This is a genomic window from Burkholderia sp. Bp9004 (assembly GCF_003858025.1).
Classification (GTDB): Bacteria; Pseudomonadota; Gammaproteobacteria; order Burkholderiales; family Burkholderiaceae; genus Burkholderia; species Burkholderia diffusa.
Map to the genome: position 1 here is coordinate 205,299 of NZ_QTQD01000008.1, position 21,081 is coordinate 226,379.

20 protein-coding genes are annotated in these 21,081 nt (G+C 66.6%); 11 read left to right on the forward strand and 9 right to left on the reverse strand.

Features of this window, described 5'->3' with window-relative positions:
- Positions 1 to 135 precede the first annotated feature (135 nt).
- The 7 genes from hpf to kdsD form a co-directional block, all read right to left on the reverse strand.
- Positions 136 to 495 carry a ribosome hibernation-promoting factor, HPF/YfiA family gene (hpf, locus tag DIE08_RS12325; RefSeq protein WP_006477786.1) on the reverse strand — a complete coding sequence of 120 codons (360 nt, stop codon included), beginning with the start codon at positions 493 to 495 and terminating at the stop codon, positions 136 to 138.
- 159 nt (positions 496 to 654) lie between these two features.
- Positions 655 to 2,160: an RNA polymerase factor sigma-54 gene (locus DIE08_RS12330; RefSeq protein ID WP_059598833.1), complete on the reverse strand. Its 1,506-nt coding sequence runs from the start codon at positions 2,158 to 2,160 to the stop codon at positions 655 to 657.
- A 134-nt stretch (positions 2,161 to 2,294) separates the two neighbouring features.
- Entirely contained in the window at positions 2,295 to 3,071 is a 777-nt protein-coding gene (lptB, locus tag DIE08_RS12335; protein ID WP_059598832.1) for an LPS export ABC transporter ATP-binding protein, read from the reverse strand.
- The gene (gene lptA / locus DIE08_RS12340; protein WP_059464489.1) at positions 3,068 to 3,733 is read right to left on the reverse strand and encodes a lipopolysaccharide transport periplasmic protein LptA; all 666 of its coding nucleotides are present in this window, start codon (positions 3,731 to 3,733) and stop codon (positions 3,068 to 3,070) included. Before lptA ends, lptB begins: the two co-directional genes overlap by 4 nt.
- 20 nt (positions 3,734 to 3,753) lie before the next feature.
- Complete coding sequence (gene lptC / locus DIE08_RS12345) at positions 3,754 to 4,368, reverse strand: LPS export ABC transporter periplasmic protein LptC (RefSeq protein WP_059451451.1); 615 nt, start codon at positions 4,366 to 4,368, stop codon at positions 3,754 to 3,756.
- Between the two features lie 3 nt (positions 4,369 to 4,371).
- Positions 4,372 to 4,908: an HAD family hydrolase gene (locus DIE08_RS12350; protein ID WP_059598831.1), complete on the reverse strand. Its 537-nt coding sequence runs from the start codon at positions 4,906 to 4,908 to the stop codon at positions 4,372 to 4,374.
- The gene (gene kdsD, locus DIE08_RS12355) at positions 4,908 to 5,891 is read right to left on the reverse strand and encodes an arabinose 5-phosphate isomerase KdsD (RefSeq protein WP_059598830.1); all 984 of its coding nucleotides are present in this window, start codon (positions 5,889 to 5,891) and stop codon (positions 4,908 to 4,910) included. Before kdsD ends, DIE08_RS12350 begins: the two co-directional genes overlap by 1 nt.
- Positions 5,892 to 6,016: 125 nt before the next feature.
- Between kdsD and DIE08_RS12360 the strand changes: the two genes are divergently transcribed.
- The 5 genes from DIE08_RS12360 (at position 6,017) to purU (ending at position 11,141) form a co-directional block, all read left to right on the forward strand.
- Complete coding sequence (locus DIE08_RS12360) at positions 6,017 to 8,023, forward strand: monovalent cation:proton antiporter family protein (protein ID WP_124626291.1); 2,007 nt, start codon at positions 6,017 to 6,019, stop codon at positions 8,021 to 8,023.
- Between the two features lie 78 nt (positions 8,024 to 8,101).
- The gene (locus tag DIE08_RS12365) at positions 8,102 to 8,668 is read left to right on the forward strand and encodes an adenine phosphoribosyltransferase (RefSeq protein ID WP_059526281.1); all 567 of its coding nucleotides are present in this window, start codon (positions 8,102 to 8,104) and stop codon (positions 8,666 to 8,668) included.
- A gap of 34 nt (positions 8,669 to 8,702) precedes the next feature.
- Entirely contained in the window at positions 8,703 to 9,317 is a 615-nt protein-coding gene (locus tag DIE08_RS12370; RefSeq protein WP_059598829.1) for a LysE family translocator, read from the forward strand.
- Between the two features lie 5 nt (positions 9,318 to 9,322).
- Positions 9,323 to 10,180: a DUF4743 domain-containing protein gene (locus tag DIE08_RS12375; RefSeq protein WP_124902039.1), complete on the forward strand. Its 858-nt coding sequence runs from the start codon at positions 9,323 to 9,325 to the stop codon at positions 10,178 to 10,180.
- Between the two features lie 76 nt (positions 10,181 to 10,256).
- Positions 10,257 to 11,141: a formyltetrahydrofolate deformylase gene (gene purU / locus DIE08_RS12380; RefSeq protein WP_124626287.1), complete on the forward strand. Its 885-nt coding sequence runs from the start codon at positions 10,257 to 10,259 to the stop codon at positions 11,139 to 11,141.
- 119 nt (positions 11,142 to 11,260) lie between these two features.
- On the opposite strand, the gene DIE08_RS12385 is transcribed toward purU, so the two are convergent.
- Complete coding sequence (locus DIE08_RS12385; RefSeq protein ID WP_185715857.1) at positions 11,261 to 12,343, reverse strand: AI-2E family transporter; 1,083 nt, start codon at positions 12,341 to 12,343, stop codon at positions 11,261 to 11,263.
- Positions 12,344 to 12,598: 255 nt separating this feature from the next.
- Positions 12,599 to 15,484: an excinuclease ABC subunit UvrA gene (gene uvrA, locus DIE08_RS12390; protein WP_059598825.1), complete on the reverse strand. Its 2,886-nt coding sequence runs from the start codon at positions 15,482 to 15,484 to the stop codon at positions 12,599 to 12,601.
- 267 nt (positions 15,485 to 15,751) lie between these two features.
- Between uvrA and DIE08_RS12400 the strand changes: the two genes are divergently transcribed.
- The 6 genes from DIE08_RS12400 to phaP all read left to right on the forward strand — a co-directional run bounded on the left by DIE08_RS12400 (position 15,752) and on the right by phaP (position 20,748).
- The gene (locus DIE08_RS12400) at positions 15,752 to 16,939 is read left to right on the forward strand and encodes an MFS transporter (RefSeq protein ID WP_124626285.1); all 1,188 of its coding nucleotides are present in this window, start codon (positions 15,752 to 15,754) and stop codon (positions 16,937 to 16,939) included.
- Positions 16,940 to 17,042: 103 nt separating this feature from the next.
- Positions 17,043 to 17,594 (forward strand): single-stranded DNA-binding protein, encoded by a 552-nt coding sequence (locus DIE08_RS12405; protein ID WP_059603013.1) that lies wholly within the window; start codon positions 17,043 to 17,045, stop codon positions 17,592 to 17,594.
- Between the two features lie 113 nt (positions 17,595 to 17,707).
- Positions 17,708 to 18,259, forward strand: a complete 552-nt coding sequence (gene mug / locus DIE08_RS12410) for a G/U mismatch-specific DNA glycosylase (protein WP_059603015.1) — start codon at positions 17,708 to 17,710, stop codon at positions 18,257 to 18,259.
- Complete coding sequence (locus tag DIE08_RS12415) at positions 18,246 to 18,869, forward strand: DNA-3-methyladenine glycosylase (protein WP_124902040.1); 624 nt, start codon at positions 18,246 to 18,248, stop codon at positions 18,867 to 18,869. The genes mug and DIE08_RS12415 overlap by 14 nt, the downstream gene beginning before the upstream one ends.
- A gap of 71 nt (positions 18,870 to 18,940) precedes the next feature.
- Positions 18,941 to 19,705, forward strand: a complete 765-nt coding sequence (locus DIE08_RS12420; protein ID WP_124902041.1) for a ParA family protein — start codon at positions 18,941 to 18,943, stop codon at positions 19,703 to 19,705.
- Positions 19,706 to 20,166: 461 nt separating this feature from the next.
- Positions 20,167 to 20,748 carry a TIGR01841 family phasin gene (gene phaP, locus DIE08_RS12425; RefSeq protein WP_124902042.1) on the forward strand — a complete coding sequence of 194 codons (582 nt, stop codon included), beginning with the start codon at positions 20,167 to 20,169 and terminating at the stop codon, positions 20,746 to 20,748.
- The last annotated feature ends 333 nt before the right edge of the window (positions 20,749 to 21,081 follow it).

The following is a 21,081-nucleotide window of genomic DNA, read 5'->3' on the forward strand; positions in this document are numbered from 1 at the left end:
CCCCCGGCGATAACCGGAACATTATAGAGCACAGCCGCGTGCGTGGCGCGGCATGGACGGACCGGTCGCACCACTGCCGCTCGGACACAAAAAAAACGCCCGGCGAACCGGGCGGCGTGTGTATTGCGGTGAACGTTATTGCGGCGGCAGTTCGATCTGGTCGATCGACGGCTGCAGCTTGATCGGGTCGTGCGCATGGGTCTGCAGACGCTCCATGTGCTTGACGACCTGGCGATCCAGCTTGTCGATCAGCAGATCGATCGCAGCGTACAGGTTGCCGTTCGCGCTTTCGACGAAGATGTCCTTGCCCTTCAGATGCAGATTGATTTCCGCGCGCTGCTGCTTGTCCTTTTCCTTGTGATTGTCGACCGAGAGGATCACAGTGCCATCGATTACCTGATCGCTATGCCGTAGCACCCGGTCCAGCTTGGTGATCACGTATTCGCGAATTGCAGGCGTGACTTCGAGATGATGTCCACTGATCTTCAGGTTCATAGTGCTTCTCCAAGCGAGTGACCACCCGGCCGCATCGAGGCGGCGCTCCGGTCGACTTGCCCCTGCCGCAGGTAGCGGCACATTCGCGGACAAGTCGCCCGGCCTGTTCCCCGTGTGCGCGGTGGCCGGAACACGCCTGCCGCCGGGCAGGCAGCAGGCTTAAAGAGACTTGCGCAGATTCACTGCCGGGATTTTGAGGGCTTCGCGATACTTGGCAACCGTGCGGCGCGCGACCACGAATCCCTGTTCTGCCAGCAGCTCGGCAATGCGGCTGTCCGAAAGTGGCGATTTTGGGTCTTCAGCTCCTATCAGTTGCTTGATCAGGGCTCGGATGGCGGTCGACGATGCGGCGCCTCCGGTGTCGGTCGAAACGTGTGATCCGAAGAAGTACTTAAATTCAAGCGTCCCGAACGGGGTCAGCATGTACTTGCCAGTTGTCACACGGCTGACAGTCGACTCGTGTAGGCCCAGCGTATCAGCTATTTCCCGCAAAACCAAGGGGCGCATGGCAATTTCACCGTGCGCAAAGAAATTCTTCTGACGTTCGACAATAGCCTGCGCGACACGCAGGATCGTGTCGAATCGCTGCTGGATGTTCTTGATCAGCCAGCGTGCTTCCTGGAGCTGCTGTTTCAACGATCCGGCCGACGGGTCGCCACGACTGTTGCGCAGGATGTTCGCGTACAGGTTGTTGATTCGCAGGCGCGGCATCACTTCCGGATTGAGTTCCGCGAGCCAGCCCTGGCCGGCCTTCTTCACGATGATGTCGGGCACGACGTAGTCGGCCTCGGCCTTGCCGTACGCGGCGCCGGGGAACGGCTCCAGCGAACGGATCAGGGCGTGCGCGTCGCGCAGCGCGTCGTCGCTCGCCTTCAGGTGTTTGCGCAGCCGCGTGAAGTCGCGGGCGGCGAGCAGTTCGAGATGCTGCGACACGATCTCGAGCGCGAGCGTGCGTGTCGGGGACGGATCGAGGCGCAGCAACTGCAGCTTCAGGCATTCGGACGCCGAGCGGGCCCCGACCCCGGCCGGGTCGAAACTGTGCAGCAGCGCGAGCGCCGCATTCAGTTCGTCGCAGTCGATTTCCAGTTCCGGCGGCAGGTCGGCGAGCACTTCGTCGAGGGAGGCGGTCAGGTAGCCGTCGTCGTCGAGCGATTCGATCAGGAACATCACGAGCGCGCGATCGCGCGGGCTGGCCTGCGTGACGCGCAATTGCGCGGACAGGTGGTCGCGCAACGACGTCGCGGCTTCCTGCACCTGCAGCGGCGGGAGGTCGTCGTCGTCCGATGCGCCGCTCGAACGGCCGAACTCGTCGAGATTCCACTGCGGGCCGTCGCCGGCGTCGCCCGATGCGTAGCTGTCGTATTCGTCGGCGGCGGCCGGTTCGTCGCGCTCGGCGCGATCGCTCGACTGGCTGCTGCCGTTCGCGGCGCCCGACTCGGTATTCTGGCTGGGAGGCGTCTGCGCGATCAGCGATCCGTCCGCCGCGACGCGCAGCGGGCTCGCGATCCATTCGTCATCGTTCTCGAGCAGCGGATTCTGCGCGACGGCCATCGCGACTTCCTGCTGCAGTTCGAGCGTCGACAACTGCAGCAGCCGGATCGACTGCTGCAGTTGCGGTGTCAGTGCCAGGTGTTGCGACAGGCGGAGTTGAAGGCTGGCTTTCATGGCAGAGAGGGAGTCATACCGGCAGTTTGCCACGACCCAGGTGCCTTGAGCCATCCGCGATTACGCGCGGCGCGGCGCACGGCCGCAGGCGGGAGCCGCCGGACGCCGGAGGGGGCGGCCAGCCGCGGGGAAGGTTACATGCGAAAGTGTTCGCCGAGGTACACGCGGCGCACGCTTTCGTTTTCGATGATTTCGCTCGGCGCGCCGGCGGCGAGCACCGAACCGTCGCTGATGATGTATGCGTGGTCGCAGATGCCGAGCGTTTCGCGGACGTTGTGATCGGTAATCAACACGCCGATGTTACGCTGTTTCAGGAACTTGACGATCTTCTGGATCTCGAGCACTGCGATCGGGTCGACGCCGGCGAACGGTTCGTCTAGCAGGATGAAGTTCGGGTTGGTCGCCAGCGCGCGCGCGATTTCGACGCGACGGCGTTCGCCGCCCGACAGCGACAGCGCCGGGTTCTCGCGCAGGTGGCCGATCTGCAGCTCGTCGAGCAGCGCCTCGGTGCGCGCCGCGATCGCGTCCTTCGACAGCCGCTTGCCGTCGTCGCCGTGCTGCAGTTCGAGCACCGCGCGGATGTTTTCCTCGACGGTCAGCTTGCGGAACACCGACGCTTCCTGCGGCAGGTACGACAGGCCGAGCGACGCACGCTTGTGGATCGGCAGCAGGCTGATCGAGCTGCCGTTCAGCGAAATCTCGCCCGCGTCGAGCGGCACGAGGCCGACGATCATGTAGAACGACGTCGTCTTGCCGGCGCCGTTCGGGCCGAGCAGGCCGACGACTTCGCCGCTCTTCACGTCGAGCGACACGTCCTTGACGACCGTGCGCGAGCCGTAGCGTTTCTTCAGGTTGCGGACGACGAGCGAGCTCGTCGTGCCGGCTGGCTGGCGGTTCGAAAGCGCGTTCATTGGCCCGGCGCTCCCTGGATCGTGGTCGACGGCGACAACTTCGCCGGCGCGCCGTTCAGCTGCCCGGGGCCACCGTTCTTCGGCGACAGCATCGCGCGCACGCGGCCGTTCGGGTTGCCCGGCGCCGCGACGTCCTTGCCGCCCTTCGCGGTGTAGAAGTCGCGCTGGCCGTCGTACGTGATCACGCTGCCGTGCACGGTGTCGGCGATCGTCGACGTGCCCTGCAGGCGGCGCACGGTCGCGGCGGTGGTCAGCGTCGTCAGGTCCTGCTTGCCGTCGTAGTCGATGCGCTCGGCGTCGCCGTCGATGTATTCGTCGAGACCTTCGCGTTTCTGACGGAACGTCGCGTGCTTCTTGCCGCTGCCGAACGACGTCGCGTACTGATAGCCTTCGGGATCCTGGCGCACTTCGACGCGGTCGCCCTTGATGATGATCGTGCCTTTCGTGATCACGACGTTGCCGGTCGCGACCGTCACCTGCTTCAGGTCGTCATAGGTCAGGTTGTCCGCCTCGACGTTGATCGGCTTGTTCTGGTCGGCCTTCTCGGCATGGGCGAGCGGCGCCAGCCCGACGAGCGGGAGCGCCACGAGCGTCGCGGCGAGCGCGGCGCGGACGGCGCGCGCAGCGCCGCCGGAATTCTGTCGAGGGAACGGTTCGTTCATGCAGTCACGTGAGGGATGCGTCACCTGGATTGACCTTTCGAGCCGCCGGACGTGTCCGCCGCGGCGATCGTGCCGCGCACGTTGCCGTAAAGCTCGATGACCCGGGTGACGTTGTTGTACTTCATGCCGTCGGTCGCGTTGACGAGCGACAGGCCGCGCTGAAGTTTAACCGGCTTTTCGGTCTGGATCACATCGTCATTGACGAAGATCCGGAAATGCTGGGAATCGGCCTGCATCTGCGGGTCGCCGCCGCCGGCCACGCGCAGGATGCGCGCGTCGTCGTACAAGTCGACGATCGACACGTCGCCGTTGACGGTGCCGCGCTTCGCGGTGGTCGTCACGACCGGCTTGCCGGGCTGGAATGCGCGCATGGCCGGATCGGTCAGGTCGCTGTTTTCGGTGTCTTCGTAATGAATCAGCTTCGCGGCCGTCAGACGGTACTGCGTCGTGCCCGTCTGGTCGAGCTCGGTGACCGAGAAGTTGTCCGCGAAATAGTCGGGCGTGTGGCGCTTCGGCTGCACGGTGCCTTCGCCGGGCGGCGGCAGCGTCGCCTGCAGCAGCCACCACGTGATGCCCGCGAGCGCGGCGACCGCGACGAGCGGCAGCAGCTGGGTCCAGCGGAAATGCGTGTTCATCCGTCAGGCTCCGCAGGCAGCGGCGAGCAGCGCGTCGTAGCGGCGCTGCGCGCGCAGGATCGCGTCGCAGACTTCGCGCACCGCGCCGTGGCCGCCGCGGGCCTCGGCCACCCAGTGCGCGCGGGCGATCACCTCGGGGTGCGCGTTGGCCGGTGCCGTCGCGAAGCCGCAGCGCAGCATCACCGGCAGGTCGGGCCAGTCGTCGCCCATATAGCCGCAAGCGTCGGCGGTGATGCCGAGCGATGCGATCAGGTCGCCGAACACGGCGAGCTTGTTCTCGACGCCCTGGAACAGATGCGCGATCTTCATTTCCTTCGCGCGGGCCGCGACGATGTCCGAGCGGCGCCCGGTGATGATCGCGGTTGCGATGCCGGCCTCGCCGAGCAGCTTCACGCCGTGGCCGTCGAGCGAATTGAACGACTTCATCGCGTCGCCTGCCGCGGTAAACAACAGGCCGCCGTCGGTCAGCACGCCGTCGACGTCGAAAACCATCAGCTTCACGCGGCTCGCGCGTTCGGCCGCAGTCAGCGCTGCACTCATCAGATCACCTTCTTCGAAAACAGGTCGTGCATGTTCAGCGCGCCGATCAGCGCACCGTCGGCATCGACCACCAGCATCTGGTTGATCCGGTGGCGCTCCATCAGTTCCACGGCCTCGACCGCGAGATTGTCGGGGCCGATCGTGCGCGGTTCGCGCGTCATCACGTCGACGATCGGCAGCGTGCGGAAATCACCGTCGCGCGCCAGCACGCGGCGCAGGTCGCCGTCGGTGAAGATGCCGGCCACGCGGCCGTCGGTGTCGACCACGGCGGTCATGCCCAGGCGCTTCGCGGTGATCTGGAACAGTGCGTCCGACAGCGTCGCGTCGAGCCCGACGCGCGGAATGTCGTCGCCCGAGCGCATCACGTCGCGCACGTGGGTGAGCAGGCGCCGGCCGAGCGCGCCGCCCGGATGCGAGCGCGCGAAATCCTCGGAGCCGAAGCCGCGCGCGTCGAGCACCGCGACGGCAAGCGCGTCGCCGAGCGCGAGCGCGGCGGTCGTGCTCGCGGTGGGGGCGAGGTTCAGCGGGCAGGCTTCCTTCGAGACCGCGGCGTTCAGGTTCACGTCGGCGAGCGTGCCGAGGCTCGATTCCGCACGGCCCGTGATCGCGATCAGCTTCGCGCCGATCCGCTTCACGAGCGGCAGGATCGCGACGAGTTCTTCCGACTCGCCGGAATAGGAGATGCCGATGAAGACGTCGTCCGACGTGACCATGCCGAGGTCGCCGTGGCTGGCCTCGGCCGGGTGGACGAAGAAGGCCGGCGTGCCGGTGCTCGCCAGCGTGGCCGCGATCTTGCGGGCGATATGCCCGGATTTGCCGATGCCGGATACGACGACGCGGCCGCGGCAGCCGAGCAGCAGCGCGACGGCCTGGACGAAGTCGCCGTCGAGCTGGTCGCGCAGCGCGCGCACGGCGTCCGCCTCGATGTCGAGCACGTCGCGGGCGAGCGCGAGCGCCCGATCATCATTGATTTTCGCTATCATGCGCGGAGTATAGCAAAGGCGTTTGTTCGCCGCGCCGCGCCTTCGGACTCGTCCGATGTCGCTTGCCCACCGCCACCACCCGCGCCCGCATTGCCGTGGCCCCGACGAACGAGGACGCTTCGCCCGTGATTTCCCCGCTCGAAATGACCCTGCTGCTGCTGCTGGCCTCGGTGGTGGGCGTCGTCGTATTTCGCTCGCTGAACCTGCCGCCGATGCTCGGCTACCTGACCGTCGGCATCCTGGTCGGGCCGCACGCGTTCGGCGTCGCCGCGGATCTGGAGCGGGCCGAGCATCTCGCGGAATTCGGCGTGGTGTTCCTGATGTTCTCGATCGGTCTCGAATTCTCGCTCGCGAAGCTGCGGGCGATGCAGCGGCTCGTGTTCGGGCTGGGCCTCCTGCAAGTGGTCGCGACGCTCGTGCTCGCGCTGGCGCTCGGCCTGCTGTTCGAGCGCTGGGTGCACATCACGTGGCAGGGCTGCATCGCGCTCGGCGGCGCGCTCGCGATGTCGTCGACGGCGATCGTGTCGAAGATGCTCGCCGAGCGGCTCGAGATCGAGACCGCGCACGGCCGCAACATCTTCGGCGTGCTGCTGTTCCAGGATCTGGCCGTGGTGCCGCTGCTGATCGTGATCGCCGCGTTCGGCGCCGAGTCGTCGAAGGATCTCGCGCTCACGCTCGGCTTCGCGGCGGTCAAGATCGTGATCGCGCTGACGCTGCTGCTGGTCATCGGGCAGCGTTTCATGACGCGCTGGCTGAACGTCGTCGCGCGGCGCCGCTCGCAGGAGCTGTTCGTGCTGAACCTGCTGCTCGTCACGCTCGGCGCCGCGTTCATCACCGACCGCTTTGGCCTGTCGCTCGCGCTCGGCGCGTTCATCGCGGGGATGCTGATCTCCGAGACGCCGTTCCGCCATCAGGTGGAGGAGGACATCAAGCCGTTCCGCGACGTGCTGCTCGGCCTGTTCTTCGTGACGACGGGGATGCTGCTCGATCCGCGCGTGATCTGGGAGCATCCGGTGCTCGTGTTCGGCTTCTTCGTCGGGCAGATCCTGTTCAAGGCGACGACGATCGCCGGACTTGCGCGGTTGTTCGGCGCGACGCCGGGCGTCGCGATGCGCACCGGCATCGGCCTCGCGCAGGCCGGCGAATTCGGCTTCGTGCTGCTGAACCTGATCCTCGACCGCCATCTCGTCGATTCGACGCTGCTGCAGGCGATCCTCGCGTCGATGCTGCTGTCGATGCTCGCCGCGCCGTTCCTGATCCAGAACGCCGACCGGATCGTGATGCGGCTGTCGTCGACGGAATGGATGCAGCAGTCGCTGCAGATGACGCGGATCGCGACGCAAAGCCTCAAGCAGCGCGGCCACGTGATCATCTGCGGCTACGGCCGCGCGGGGCAGAACCTGGCGCGCATGCTCGAGCAGGAAGGCATTCCATACGTCGCGCTCGACCTCGACCCCGATCGCGTGAGCGCGGCCGCGACGGCCGGCGAATCGGTCGTGTTCGGCGACGCGGCGCGTCGCGAGTCGCTGCTCGCGGCCGGTATCCATCGCGCGGCGGCCGTCGCGATCACGTATGCGAACACGCCGTCCGCGCTGCGCGTGCTGCATCACGTGCACGAACTCGAGCCGACGCTGCCGGCGATCGTGCGCACGGTCGACGACGCCGATCTCGAGAAGCTGCTCGCGGCCGGCGCGACCGAGGTGATTCCGGAGATCGTCGAGGGCAGCCTGATGCTCGCGTCGCACACGCTGGTGCTGGTCGGCGTGCCGATGCGCAAGGTCGTGCGGCGCGTCGAGGAGATGCGCGACGAGCGCTACAGCCTGCTGCGCGGCTATTTCCGCGGCGCGGACGATGCGGACGACGACGATCACGAGCAGGTGCGGCTACAATCGGTGCCGGTCGACGCGCGCGCGGATGCGGTCGGGCGCTCGCTGGAGGAACTCGGGCTGTATGCGCTCGGGCTGGAAGTCACGGCGATCCGCCGGCACGGCATCCGCGGCGTCGAACCCGATCCGCAGACCAAGCTGCGCGCGAGCGACATCGTCGTGCTGCGCGGGCTGCCCGAGGCGCTCGCGCTCGCGGAGGAGCGGCTGTCGCGGCATCGGCGCGAACCGCCGGCCGCAGTCGCGTGAGTCGCGATTCGATAACCTGACCCGTATTTACTCGAAACGGTGCCCGATCTTCGCGCACCGTTTTTTTCGGAGAGTTTCATGCCGCATTCGTCGTCGGGCGCACCGCTCGATCCGGTCGCCTTCATCCACAGCCAGATCCGCACCGTGCCCGACTGGCCGCAGCCGGGCGTGATGTTCCGTGACATCACGACGCTGCTGCAGAGCCCGAAGGCGCTGCGCATCCTCGTCGACCTGTTCGTCGAACGCTATGTCGATGCGAAGCTCGACTATGTCGCGGGGCTCGACGCGCGCGGCTTCATCATCGCGCCGATCGTCGCGTACGAGTTGAGCGTCGGCTTCGTGCCGATCCGCAAGGTCGGCAAGCTGCCGTACAAGACGTGCTCGGAGTCGTACGACCTCGAATACGGCAGCGCGACCGTCGAGATCCACGAAGACGCGTGCCGCGCCGGCGACCGCGTGATCATCATGGACGACCTGATCGCGACCGGCGGCACGATGATGGCGGGGCGCAACCTGCTGCAGCGGCTCGGCGCGGTCGTCGTCGAAGGTGCGGCGATCATCGATCTGCCCGATCTCGGCGGCTCGACGCTGCTGCGCAACGCGGGGCTGCCCGTCTATACCGTCACCGAATTCGCCGGCCACTGAACCACTGGACGCCGGCCCACGCCGCGAGGTCACGATGCCCAACTTCATGCTGTTTCTCGCCACGTCGATCGCGATCACGTTCGCGCCGGGTCCCGACAACCTGCAGGTGCTCGCGCGCGGCATCTCGCAGGGCCGAGCGGCCGGCTTCGTCGCCGCGCTCGGCTTCACGGCCGGGATCCTGTTCCATACGACGCTCGCGGCGCTCGGCGTCGCGGCCGTGCTGCGCTCGTCGCCGGTCGCGTTCCAGACACTGAAGCTCGCGGGCGCCGCGTACCTCGTGTGGATCGGCATCAAGGCGTTGCGCAGCCAGGGGCTCGCGAACGCGCACGCGCGTCCGCCGCAGCCGCTTGGCGCGATCTTCCGGCAGAGCGTGATCGGTAACCTGATGAACCCGAAGGTCACGCTGTTCTTCGTCGTGTTCCTGCCGCAGTTCGTCGATCCGCATGGCGTGCAGGGCGTGACGCTGCAGATGTTCGAGCTCGGGGCGCTGTTCATGCTGCAGACGGCCGTGGTGTTCTCGCTGTTCGGCGTCGGCGCGGGCGCGATCGGCACATGGCTGAAGCGCCGCCCGAAGGCCGGCGTGTGGCTCGACCGGATCGCCGGCGCGACGTTCATTGCGATCGGCATTCGCGTCGCGCTGAAGGACTGAGCCCGATGACGTTTCCGTGCATCGCGGCCGCGCGCCGCTTCGATCCGGCCGCGCACCTGCGTTTCGAGATCGCCGGCGAGCAGGTCGGCTGGGTGCGTCGCCAGGACGTCGCCAAGCTCGCCCGCTGGCCCGACGTGTTCGAGCTGACCGACACGCGCGTCGTGCTGTCGGCGCGTTATGACACGGTCGACGCGCGCAGCATGGCGCTCGCGAGCGCGATCGGTGCGCTGGCGGCCGAGGGCGCGATTCCGGGCTGGCGCGACGAGATCTACGCGATCCGCAACCGCTTCGACGATCCACCGCTCGCGTATATCGAACGCGCCGCGTCGCGCTTCTTCGGCACGCAGACGTATGCAGTGCACCTGAACGGCATCGTAGAATATGCGGTTGCGCCGGGTGAGCCGGCCGTGCCGCGGATGTGGCTCGGCCGCCGCAGCGCGACCAAGGCAACCGATCCCGGCATGCTCGACAACGTCGTCGCGGGCGGCATCGGCTGGGGCCTGGGCGTTCACGAGACGCTCACGAAGGAATGCTGGGAAGAGGCCGGCATGCCGGCCGAACTGGCGGCGCGCGCGATCGCGGGCCGGGCGGTGCAGGTGCTGTGCTCGCTGCCGGAAGGCACGCAGTCCGAACTGATCTTCGTGTACGACCTGCCGCTGCCGCGCGACTTCGCGCCGCACAACCAGGATGGCGAAGTGGCCGAGCACCTGCTGGCCGGTGTATCCGAGGTGATCGGCTGGCTGCGCGAAGGCCGCGCGACGATGGATGCGAGCCTCGCGATGCTCGACACGCTGCTGCGCCATCGCTGGCTCGCGGCGGCCGACGCGGCGGGCATCGACGCGCTGTTCGCGCCGGCCGCGTAACGCGCAGCACGCCGGCCCGGGCGCGGCCGAACGAATGGCCTATTTGACGAACACCGAAACGAAGGGAGTAGCGGTCATGTCGACCGATCACAGCTTTATCTTGAAACTGTCGTGCCCCGACCGGCACGGCATCGTCCACGCAGTCTCGGGCTTCCTGTTCGAACGCGCCAACAACATCCTCGATTCGGCGCAGTTCGGCGACAGCCGCACCGGCGAGTTCTTCATGCGCGTGCACTTCGTGCAGGACGGCGGGGGCGCGGATGCCGCGTCGGCGCTCGACACGCTTCGCAACGAATTCGCGCCGCTCGCCGAGCAGTTCGCGATGCGCTGGGAGATGCACGACGCGGCCGTGAAACCGCGCGTCGTGATCATGGTGTCGAAGATCGGCCACTGCCTGAACGACCTGCTGTTCCGCTACCGCACGGGCCAGCTGCCGATCGAGATCCCGGCGATCGTGTCGAACCACAAGGAGTTCTACCAGCTCGCCGCGAGCTACAACATTCCGTTCCATCACTTCCCGCTCGTCGGCGGTTCGTCCGATGCGGCGAAAGCCGCGCAGGAAGCGCGTGTGCTTGAAGTGATCGACGAACACCAGGCGGATCTCGTCGTGCTCGCGCGCTACATGCAGATCCTGTCGCCGAACATGTGCCAGCAGCTCGCCGGCCGGGCGATCAACATCCACCATTCGTTCCTGCCGAGCTTCAAGGGTGCGAAACCGTACTACCAGGCGTTCGACCGCGGCGTGAAGCTGATCGGCGCGACCGCGCACTACGTGACGACCGATCTCGACGAAGGCCCGATCATCGAGCAGGAAGTCGAGCGCGTCGACCACAGCATGACGCCCGACCAGCTCACCGCGATCGGCCGCGACGTCGAGTGCGTGACGCTCGCGCGCGCCGTGAAGTGGCACGTCGAGCACCGGGTCGTGCTGAACGGCACGAAGACGGTCGTGTTCCGCTGATCGGCGGTGCGGGGCGGCCATTGGCCGGCCGCTGGCCCGGATGCAAAAACGCCGCACCCTTGACGGGGCGCGGCGTTTTTTTATCGCGCGACGCGCGTGACGCGCCGGGCAGCGTTGCGTCAGATCAGCCGCAGCATGTACAGCTCGCGCTTCAGGTATGCATAGAAGATCGGTGCGGCGATCACGCCCGGCAGCCCGAACGCGGCTTCCATGATCAGCATCGCGAGCAGCAGTTCCCACGCGCGCGACTCGATCTGGCCGCCGATGATCTTCGCGTTCAGGAAATATTCAAACTTGTGGATCACGACGAGGAACGCGAGCGACGCGATCGCGGTGCCCATGCTGACCGACAGCGACACCGCGACGATCAGCGTGTTGGAGATCAGGTTGCCGATCACCGGCAGCAGCCCGACGATGAACGTGACGAGCACGAGCGTCTTCGACAGCGGCAGCCGCTGGTGGAAGATCGGCAGCGCGACGAGCAGGTAGATCGCCGTGAATGCCGCGTTGATCGCCGAGATCTTGATCTGCGCGAACACGATCCGGCGGAACGACTCGGCGAAGCGCGACACGCGCGTGACGAGCGCGGTCGACAGCGGCCGGCGCACCTTGCCGTGCTCGACGCCGATCGCGATCATCGCGCCGATGATCATCCCGAACAGCACGTGGCCGAAGCCGCGCGCGACGCTCTTGCCGCCTTGCTGGAGCTGATCCATGTGCGAGTGCATCAGCAGCGCCGCCTTGGTCTTCATCTGTTCGACGTCGACGGGCAGCAGGTTCGCGATCCAGGCCGGCGTGCGGGCGCGGGTCTGCTCGACGATCTGCATCAGCTGGTCGAGCAGGCTCTGCAGGTTCGGCACCGTGTGCTCGAAGTGCTCGATGATGCCGATCGTCAGGCCGGTGAGCCCGCCGACGATCGCGGTCGACAGCAGCACGACGGCGACCCAGCGGGCGCGCATGCTCGTCGTGTGGCGTTCGATGACCGGCGCGATCGTGTGGATCAGCTGATAGACCAGCAGGCCGGCCAGCAGCCCGCCCAGCAGCTTGAGCTCGATGACGAGCACCATCGCGACGAGGGCGAACAGATAGCTGCCGATCTCGATCGCCGACAGCTTCGGCAGGCTGAAGTCGCTCGTCAGCCGCACGCTGCGCAGGTGCGGCTCGCGGCTCTGGGCGTCGCGCGACTCTTGTTGCTTCTCCATCGTGGATTCCTGTCGTTCGTGTGTCATGCCGCGCGGTGGGCGGCAGGACGGCGGTCGCCCGGCGCCGCACCGGATTGGTGCGGATGGCGAACCTTACGACCGTAAAGTATAGCTGCCATTATGGTCCGCCACGGGGCTGTTTGGCTCGTGGTGTAAACGCAGAGGGGAAAACCGCGGAAGGGAAAACGATGACGCCGGCGCCGCCGCGGGCACCGGGCGCGCGCGGCCGGCAGCCGCGCGCGGGAACGGCAATTGTCAGCCGGCCGCCGCCTTGCGGGTCGGACGCTTGAGCAGCGGCGCGAGGTACTTGCCGGTGAAGCTCGCCTTCGTCTTCGCGACCTGCTCGGGCGTGCCCTGCGCGATGATCTGGCCGCCGCCGGCGCCGCCTTCGGGGCCGAGGTCGATCACCCAGTCGGCCGTCTTGATCACGTCGAGGTTGTGCTCGATGATCACGACCGTGTTGCCCTGGTCGCGCAGCCGGTGGATCACCTCGAGCAGCAGCGCGATGTCGTGGAAATGCAGGCCGGTGGTCGGCTCGTCGAGGATGTACAGCGTGCGGCCCGTGTCGCGCTTCGACAGCTCCAGCGACAGCTTCACGCGCTGCGCCTCGCCGCCCGACAGCGTCGTGGCCGACTGGCCGAGGCGGATGTAGCCCAGGCCGACGTCGAGCAGCGTCTTCAGCTTGCGGGCGATGACCGGCACCGCGCTGAAGAATTCGTACGCGTGCTCGACCGTCATGTCGAGTACTTCGCTGATGTTCTTGCCCTTGTACTGCACTTCGAGCGTTTCGCGGTTGTAGCGCTTGCCGTGGCACACGTCGCACGGCACGTAGACGTCCGGCAGGAAGTGCATCTCGACCTTCAGCACGCCGTCGCCCTGGCACGACTCGCAGCGGCCACCCTTCACGTTGAACGAGAAGCGGCCCGGATCGTAGCCGCGCTCCTTCGCGGTCGGCACGCCCGAGAACAGCTCGCGGATCGGCGTGAACAGGCCCGTGTAGGTGGCCGGGTTCGAGCGCGGCGTGCGGCCGATCGGCGACTGGTCGACGTTGATCACCTTGTCGAAGTGCTCGAGGCCTTCGATCGCCTCGTGCGGCGCCGGCTCGGCCGACGAGCCGTACAGGTGGCGCGCGACCGCGTGGTACAGCGTGTCGTTGATCAGCGTCGACTTGCCGGAACCCGACACGCCGGTGATGCAGGTCAACAGGCCGACCGGCAGCTCGAGATCGACGTGCTTCAGGTTGTTGCCGTGCGCGTCGACGATGCGCAGCATCCGCTCCGGATCGGGCGCGATCCGCTCGTCCGGATACTCGATCGTGCGCTTGCCGACGAGATACTGGCCCGTCAGCGACTGCGGGTTCGACTGCACCTGCTTCGGCGTGCCTTCGGCGACCACCACGCCGCCGTGCTCGCCCGCGCCGGGGCCCATGTCGACGACGTAGTCGGCCGTGCGGATCATGTCCTCGTCGTGCTCGACGACGATCACCGAGTTGCCGAGGTCGCGCAGGTGCTTGAGCGTCGAGATCAGGCGGTCGTTGTCGCGCTGGTGCAGGCCGATCGACGGCTCGTCGAGCACGTACATCACGCCCGTCAGGCCCGAGCCGATCTGCGACGCGAGGCGGATGCGCTGCGCCTCGCCGCCGGACAGCGTCTCGGCGCTGCGCTCGAGCGACAGGTAGTCGAGGCCGACGTTGTTCAGGAAGGTCAGGCGGGCGACGATTTCCTTGATCACCTTGTCGGCGATCTCGCGCTTCGCGCCGTCGAGCGACAGGCCGTCGAAATAACCGAGCGCGTCGCGCAGCGGCCAGCCGCTGATTTCATAGATGCCGCGCGCGTAGTCGCCGGTGCCGACCCGCACGTGGCGCGCCTCGCGGCGCAGCCGCGTGCCGTCGCACGACGGGCATGGCTGGTTGTTCTGGTATTTCGCGAGTTCTTCGCGCACCGCGACCGAATCGGTTTCGCGGTAGCGGCGCTCGAGGTTCGGGATGATCCCTTCGAACACGTGCTCGCGGATCGTCGTGCGGCCGCGTTCATTGATGTACGAGAACGGGATCGTCTGCTTGCCCGAGCCGAACAGCAGCACCTTGCGGATCTTCTCCGGCAGGTCCTCGAAAGCGGCGTCGATGTCGAATTCGTAGAACGCCGCCAGGCTCTGCAGCATCTGGAAGTAGAACTGGTTGCGGCGGTCCCAGCCCTTCACGGCGCCCGCGGCGAGCGACAGCGACGGGTGCGCGACGACCCGCTTCGGATCGAAGAACGTGATCTGGCCGAGGCCGTCGCATTCCGGGCACGCGCCCATCGGGTTGTTGAACGAGAACAGGCGCGGCTCGAGCTCCTGAAGCGAGTACGAGCAGATCGGGCAGGCGAACTTCGAGCTGAACAGGTGTTCGCGGTCGGTGTCCATTTCCAGCGCGATCGCGCGGCCGTCGGCGAGGCGCAGCGCGGTCTCGAACGATTCCGCGAGGCGCTGCTTCATGTCCGGGCGCACCTTCAGGCGGTCGACGACGACGTCGATCGTGTGCTTGTCGTTCTTCTTGAGCTTCGGCAGCGACTCGACCTCGTAGATCTTCGCGACGCCTTCGTTCGCGGTGCCGCCGCCCGAGCGCACGCGAAAGCGCACGAAGCCCTGCGCCTGCATCTCCTCGAATAGCTCGACGTGCTCGCCCTTGCGGTTCGCGACCACGGGCGCGAGGATCATCAGCTTGGTTTCCTCGGGCAGCGCGAGCGCCGCGTCGACCATCTGCGACACGCTCTGCGCCTCGAGCGGGATGTCGTGGTCGGGGCAATACGGCGTGCCGACACGTGCGAACAAAAGTCGCAGGTAGTCGTGGATCTCGGTGACCGTGCCGACGGTCGAACGCGGGTTGTGGGACGTCGCCTTCTGCTCGATCGAGATCGCGGGCGACAGGCCCTCGATCAGGTCGACGTCGGGTTTCTCCATCAGTTGCAGGAACTGGCGGGCGTACGCGGACAGGCTTTCGACGTAGCGGCGCTGGCCTTCGGCATAAAGGGTGTCGAACGCGAGCGACGACTTGCCCGACCCGGACAACCCGGTAATCACGACCAGCTTGTGGCGCGGCAGGTCGAGATTGACGTTTTTCAGGTTGTGGGTGCGTGCCCCACGGATACGGATCTGTTCCATGAACCTGGCGAAAATGGAGGGAACCAAACCTGCTACTATAACGGCTTTTCGAGGCCGTCGTTGGGGGTCCCCAGCCTTTGCAGCAGCTGGCAGCAAGGCGGTGTCCACGCCGGGGAAGCGGCCGCGCCGCACGGCTCGAGGCGGCCCGCAGGCAGCCTGCGTGACCTCCCGGAAAGCGGTCCCGGAAAGCGCCTGCCGGGCCGGTGGCCCTGATCTTCCGCCGCCCGCCGCCGGGCGGACATTCCGATCATTCGAAATTCATTCCCGATGTCCAATCCGTCCGCCACGTCTTCCCGCATGAGTGCGCCCGAACTGCGCGCGACCACGTCGCTCGCGGCGATCTTCGCGCTGCGCATGCTCGGCCTGTTCATGATCATGCCGGTGTTCTCGGTCTACGCGAAAACCATCCCGGGCGGCGACAACGTGCTGCTCGTCGGCATCGCGCTCGGGGCCTACGGCGTCACGCAGTCGCTGCTGTACATCTTCTACGGGTGGGCGTCGGACAAGTTCGGCCGCAAGCCCGTGATCGCCACCGGCCTCCTGATCTTCGCGCTCGGCAGCTTCGTCGCCGCGTTCGCGCACGACATCACGTGGATCATCGTCGGCCGCGTGATCCAGGGCATGGGCGCCGTGTCGTCCGCAGTGCTCGCGTTCATCGCCGACCTGACCTCCGAGCAGAACCGCACGAAGGCGATGGCGATGGTCGGCGGCTCGATCGGCGTGTCGTTCGCGGTCGCGATCGTCGGCGCGCCGATCGTGTTTCACTGGGTCGGGATGAGCGGGCTGTTCGCGATCGTCGGCGTGCTGTCGATCCTCGCGATCGGCGTCGTGGTGTGGATCGTGCCCGACGCGGCGAAGCCCGTGCACGTGCCGGCGCCGTTCGGCGAGGTGCTGCACAACGTCGAGCTGCTGCGCCTGAACTTCGGCGTGCTGGTGCTGCACGCGACGCAGACGGCGCTGTTCCTCGTCGTGCCGCGCCTGCTGGTCGACGGCGGGCTGCCGGTCGCCGCGCACTGGAAGGTCTACTTGCCGGTGATGGGGCTCGCGTTCGTGATGATGGTCCCGGCGATCATCGTCGCGGAAAAACGGGGCAAGATGAAACCGGTGCTGCTCGGCGGCATTCTGGCTATCCTGATCGGCCAATTGTTGCTCGGCAGCGCACCGCATACCATCCTGATTGTGGCGGCGATCCTGTTCGTGTACTTCCTGGGCTTCAACATCCTGGAAGCGTCGCAGCCGTCGCTCGTGTCGAAGCTCGCGCCCGGTTCGCGCAAGGGCGCGGCCACAGGGGTCTACAACACCACGCAATCGATCGGGCTCGCGCTCGGCGGCATCGTGGGCGGCTGGCTGCTGAAGCACGGCGGCGCGAACACCGTCTTCTATGCCTGCTCGGGGCTCGTGGCGGCGTGGCTTATAATCGCGGCCAGCATGAAAGCGCCGCCGCGCAAGGCCTGAACCCTCTTTTCGGGCAGGCACCGGCGACGCTCGCCGGCTTGCCCGGCGGGCCGCTCCGACGATATTCGCGGGCGGCCCGGCATCGAATTTACTGGAGAAACACATGGCATCCGTCAACAAGGTCATCCTCGTCGGCAATCTCGGCGCCGATCCTGAAGTCCGTTACCTGCCGAGCGGCGACGCGGTTGCGAACATCCGTCTCGCGACGACCGATCGCTACAAGGACAAGGCAAGCGGCGATTTCAAGGAAATGACCGAGTGGCACCGCGTCGCGTTTTTCGGCCGTCTCGCTGAAATCGTCAGCGAATACCTGAAGAAGGGTTCGTCGGTCTATATCGAAGGCCGTATCCGCACGCGCAAGTGGCAGGGCCAGGACGGCCAGGATCGCTATTCGACCGAAATCGTCGCCGACCAGATGCAAATGCTCGGCGGCCGCGGCGGTTCGGGCGGCGGCGGTGGCGGCGGTGACGAAGGCGGTTACGGCGGCGGCTACGGTGGTGGTGGCGGCGGTCGCGGCGGCGAACAGATGGAACGCGGCGGTGGCGGCGGCCGTGCCGGCGGTGCGCCGCGCGGCGGTGCAGGCGGCGGTCAGAGCCGTCCGAGCGCGCCGGCAGGCGGCGGTTTCGACGAGATGGACGACGATATTCCGTTCTGACGGAACGTCGGCATCCCGCACCGGAATGGGCCCGAATGTCCGAGTCAAGCCAATCGCTTGGCACGGACCTTCGGGTCTTTTTCCGTTTACGCCCCGCGCCCCGGAGACCGCCAGTGGCTGACGCGCTCCCCGACCTCATCGCCCCGCGGCTCGATGTGCTGTTCTGCGGGATCAACCCCGGCATGACCGCCGCCGCGACAGGGCATCACTTCGCGGGCAGGAACAACCGCTTCTGGCGCGTGCTGCATCTCGCGGGCTTCACGCCGGACGAAATCGCGCCGAGGGACGACCGGACGATCCTCGCGTACGGATGCGGGCTGACCGCGGTCGTACCGCGACCGACCGCGAGCGCCGATCAGCTGTCGCACGCGGAATTCGTCGCCGAGGCGGCCGTCCTTGAGCAGAAGATCGTGCATTACGCGCCGCGCTTCGTCGCGTTCCTGGGCAAGGCCGCGTACGCCGCGCTCTCCGGACGACGCGAGATCACGTGGGGCCGGCAAGCCGAGCACATGCAGCGCGCGACCGTCTGGATCCTGCCGAATCCGAGCGGCAGGAACCGCGCATTCGGCATCGACGACCTGGTCGACGCGTATCGCGAGCTACGAGAAGCGGCGCACGCCGTTTCGGGCCGCCGGCAGCAGGGAACGTCGGATGCCGCGCAATAAGCCCGCGTCGTGCTGGCCGGGCGCGCTGTTGCCGCGCGCGTTCTTCGATCGCGCGGCCACCGAAGTCGCACCGCAACTGCTGAACAAGATCCTGGCGGCAGCGGACGGCCGTGCCGGCCGGATCGTCGAAGTGGAGGCCTATGCGGGTGCGATCGACCCGGCCGCGCACACCTACCGCGGCAAAACGCCGCGCAATGCGACGATGTTCGGGCCGCCCGGGCATATGTACGTCTATTTCACCTATGGCATGCACTGGTGCTGCAACTGCGTGTGCGGTCCGCAAGGCGCCGGGACGGGCGTGCTGATCCGTGCGCTGGAGCCGCTGCACGGGCTCGAACGGATGCGTGCGGCCCGGCCGCCGCTGACGCGCGATCGCGATCTGTGCCGGGGGCCCGCGCGGCTGACCCAGGCACTCGGCATCGCCGGCGCGCAGGACGGGGTCGATCTGGTCGCCGCGCTTGAAGGTTTCGCGCTCGTGGATGACGGCATGGCGCCGCCCGCGAACCTGGCGGGCGGGCCGCGCGTCGGCATTCGCGTCGGCCAGGAGCTGCCCTGGCGATGGAGCGTGCCCGGCAACCGTCATGTGTCGGGACCGCTGCCGCGCATCTGACGTATGTCACGCGGCCGCCACGATTGACCGGCTAAGCTCGTCCTTTCGACGTTTCGATCGAAGGAGACACCATGCGGCGGGTCGTATTCAACCAGAAGGGCGGTGTGGGCAAGTCGACGATCGTCTGCAACCTGGCGGCGATCAGCGCGAGCGAAGGGCTGCGCACGCTCGTCATCGACCTCGACGCGCAGGCGAATTCCACGCGCTACCTGCTCGGCGACCGCGCGGCCGACGCGCATCCCGGCGTCGCCGAATTCTTCGAGACCGCGCTGACGTTCAACTTCCGGCCGGTCGACGTTGCCTCGTTCATCCATCCGACGCCGTTCGACGGGCTCGACGTGATGCCTGCGCATCCGGACCTCGACGCGCTGCACGGCAAGCTCGAATCGCGCTACAAGATTTACAAGCTGCGCGATGCGCTCAACGAGCTCGACTCCTACGATGCCGTCTACATCGACACGCCGCCCGCGCTGAATTTCTACACGCGCTCGGCGCTGATCGCGGTCGAGCGTTGCCTGATTCCGTTCGACTGCGACGACTTCTCGCGTCGGGCCCTGTACACGCTGCTCGAGAACGTGAAGGAAATCCAGCAGGACCACAACGCGGCGCTCGAGGTCGAAGGGATCGTCATCAACCAGTTCCAGCCGCGCGCGAGCCTGCCGCAGCGGCTGGTCGACGAACTCGTCGAGGAAGGCCTGCCGGTGCTGGCGTCGCGGCTGTCGGCGTCGGTGAAGATCCGCGAGTCGCATCAGCAGTCGACGCCGGTGATCCATCTCGAGCCGGCGCACAAGCTCGCGCAGGAGTTTCGGGCACTGCATCGCGAACTGGTCGGGTGAGGGTGTCGCCGCAGCTCCCTCCCGGCAATTCATATACGATCATTGAATTCGCCATTAATAATCCCGGAAACGATTTCAAAATAAATCTGGAAAAACGATTACATAATCATCTGTCCCGTTTTCAATGCGCGCCCTTTTTCTAATAACGGGAATAATGACGGGGTAAATGTTGCGGCCGGCTACCGCGGGTTATGCTGTAAAAAGGTAAAGGTCATTGTCGGGCAAGGCGTTGCGAGGTGACCCCATTATGAATAAGCACCGTTGTGAAGCGGTCACTTCGACATTTAAGGGTTTTCACCTAGTATTAATGCCACTTAATTGACAATTAATCCATCTAAAATGGCCATCCTCAACTCTTAACAATCAATCGTGCCTGAGGGTTGTGAATAAGGAAGCAGGCCCTCGATCTGACTTCCATTTTCTTTACGTCGTCTCTCGCATTGCCAACAGGAGCGTGCCCGATGTCCGTATTTGCCCCCGAAAAATTCGCCGCCGATTATCAGTCCGGAATCGCCGCGTGGTTCGCGATTGCCCGTCCGGCAATCAATGGTTTCGAGGCAGTCGTCGAACTCAACCTGCAAGCGGCCAAGACGGCGCTCCAGGAATACGAGGACATGCTGAAGAACGCGTTCAACGCGAGCAACCCGGCTGCAGGCTTCGCGCAGCAAGTCGCCGCACCGCAGGAAGCCGCCGGCAAGGCTGTCGCATACGGTCGCCATCTGTTCGATATTGCCGTGTCGACGCAGGCCGAGTGGGCGAAGGTTGCCCAGGCTCAGTACGAACAGAACGACCAGCGCGTGAAGGAAGTGGTCGGCGAGTTGACGAAGCATGCGCCGGCGGGTTCGGGCGCCGTGGTCGCCGCGCTGAATTCCGCGCTGTCCGCGGCGACCGCCGCGGCCGACTCCGTGCGTGCAGCGACGGGGCAGGCGATCGAAGCTGCGCAAAGCGGTTTCGACGCAGTCAGCGAAACGACGGCCCGCGGTGCCAAGCAGACCGCCGCCGCCGCTCGCAAGGAAACCGCTTCGCGCGAATCGGCTGCATGAGCGCATGTCGCGCACAGGCGCGACACTGATTGAGCGGCGCCGGCGGGCGCCGGCCGCCGCGTGTGCCGCGTGGCGTTCGGCGTATGTCCGGCCGCCGCAGCGTGCCCGGACACGGTCGGGGCGGGCGGATGAGCGGCACGCGTGAGCGTGCGAACGTGCAGCCGCATCGCCGGCCGCACGGCGCTCACGCGCCGCCGCCGCGCGGTACCGGCACGCAATACGGATCGACCCACTGATTTCAATGCAGGAAGAGAACATGACGGACGTAGTGATCGTATCGGCCGCGCGGACCGCGGTCGGCAAATTCGGCGGTTCGCTCGCGAAGATCGCGGC

Bases quoted from the DNA above. Each gene is read 5' to 3' on its own strand.
- hpf (WP_006477786.1), bottom strand. From the start codon at position 495: ATGAACCTGAAGATCAGTGGACATCATCTCGAAGTCACGCCTGCAATT.
- DIE08_RS12330 (WP_059598833.1), bottom strand. From the start codon at position 2,160: ATGAAAGCCAGCCTTCAACTCCGCCTGTCGCAACACCTGGCACTGACA.
- lptB (WP_059598832.1), bottom strand. From the start codon at position 3,071: ATGAACGCGCTTTCGAACCGCCAGCCAGCCGGCACGACGAGCTCGCTC.
- lptA (WP_059464489.1), bottom strand. From the start codon at position 3,733: ATGAACGAACCGTTCCCTCGACAGAATTCCGGCGGCGCTGCGCGCGCC.
- lptC (WP_059451451.1), bottom strand. From the start codon at position 4,368: ATGAACACGCATTTCCGCTGGACCCAGCTGCTGCCGCTCGTCGCGGTC.
- DIE08_RS12350 (WP_059598831.1), bottom strand. From the start codon at position 4,908: ATGAGTGCAGCGCTGACTGCGGCCGAACGCGCGAGCCGCGTGAAGCTG.
- kdsD (WP_059598830.1), bottom strand. From the start codon at position 5,891: ATGATAGCGAAAATCAATGATGATCGGGCGCTCGCGCTCGCCCGCGAC.
- DIE08_RS12365 (WP_059526281.1), top strand. From the start codon at position 8,102: ATGCCGCATTCGTCGTCGGGCGCACCGCTCGATCCGGTCGCCTTCATC.
- DIE08_RS12370 (WP_059598829.1), top strand. From the start codon at position 8,703: ATGCCCAACTTCATGCTGTTTCTCGCCACGTCGATCGCGATCACGTTC.
- DIE08_RS12375 (WP_124902039.1), top strand. From the start codon at position 9,323: ATGACGTTTCCGTGCATCGCGGCCGCGCGCCGCTTCGATCCGGCCGCG.
- purU (WP_124626287.1), top strand. From the start codon at position 10,257: ATGTCGACCGATCACAGCTTTATCTTGAAACTGTCGTGCCCCGACCGG.
- DIE08_RS12385 (WP_185715857.1), bottom strand. From the start codon at position 12,343: ATGGAGAAGCAACAAGAGTCGCGCGACGCCCAGAGCCGCGAGCCGCAC.
- uvrA (WP_059598825.1), bottom strand. From the start codon at position 15,484: ATGGAACAGATCCGTATCCGTGGGGCACGCACCCACAACCTGAAAAAC.
- DIE08_RS12400 (WP_124626285.1), top strand. From the start codon at position 15,752: ATGTCCAATCCGTCCGCCACGTCTTCCCGCATGAGTGCGCCCGAACTG.
- DIE08_RS12405 (WP_059603013.1), top strand. From the start codon at position 17,043: ATGGCATCCGTCAACAAGGTCATCCTCGTCGGCAATCTCGGCGCCGAT.
- DIE08_RS12415 (WP_124902040.1), top strand. From the start codon at position 18,246: ATGCCGCGCAATAAGCCCGCGTCGTGCTGGCCGGGCGCGCTGTTGCCG.
- DIE08_RS12420 (WP_124902041.1), top strand. From the start codon at position 18,941: ATGCGGCGGGTCGTATTCAACCAGAAGGGCGGTGTGGGCAAGTCGACG.
- phaP (WP_124902042.1), top strand. From the start codon at position 20,167: ATGTCCGTATTTGCCCCCGAAAAATTCGCCGCCGATTATCAGTCCGGA.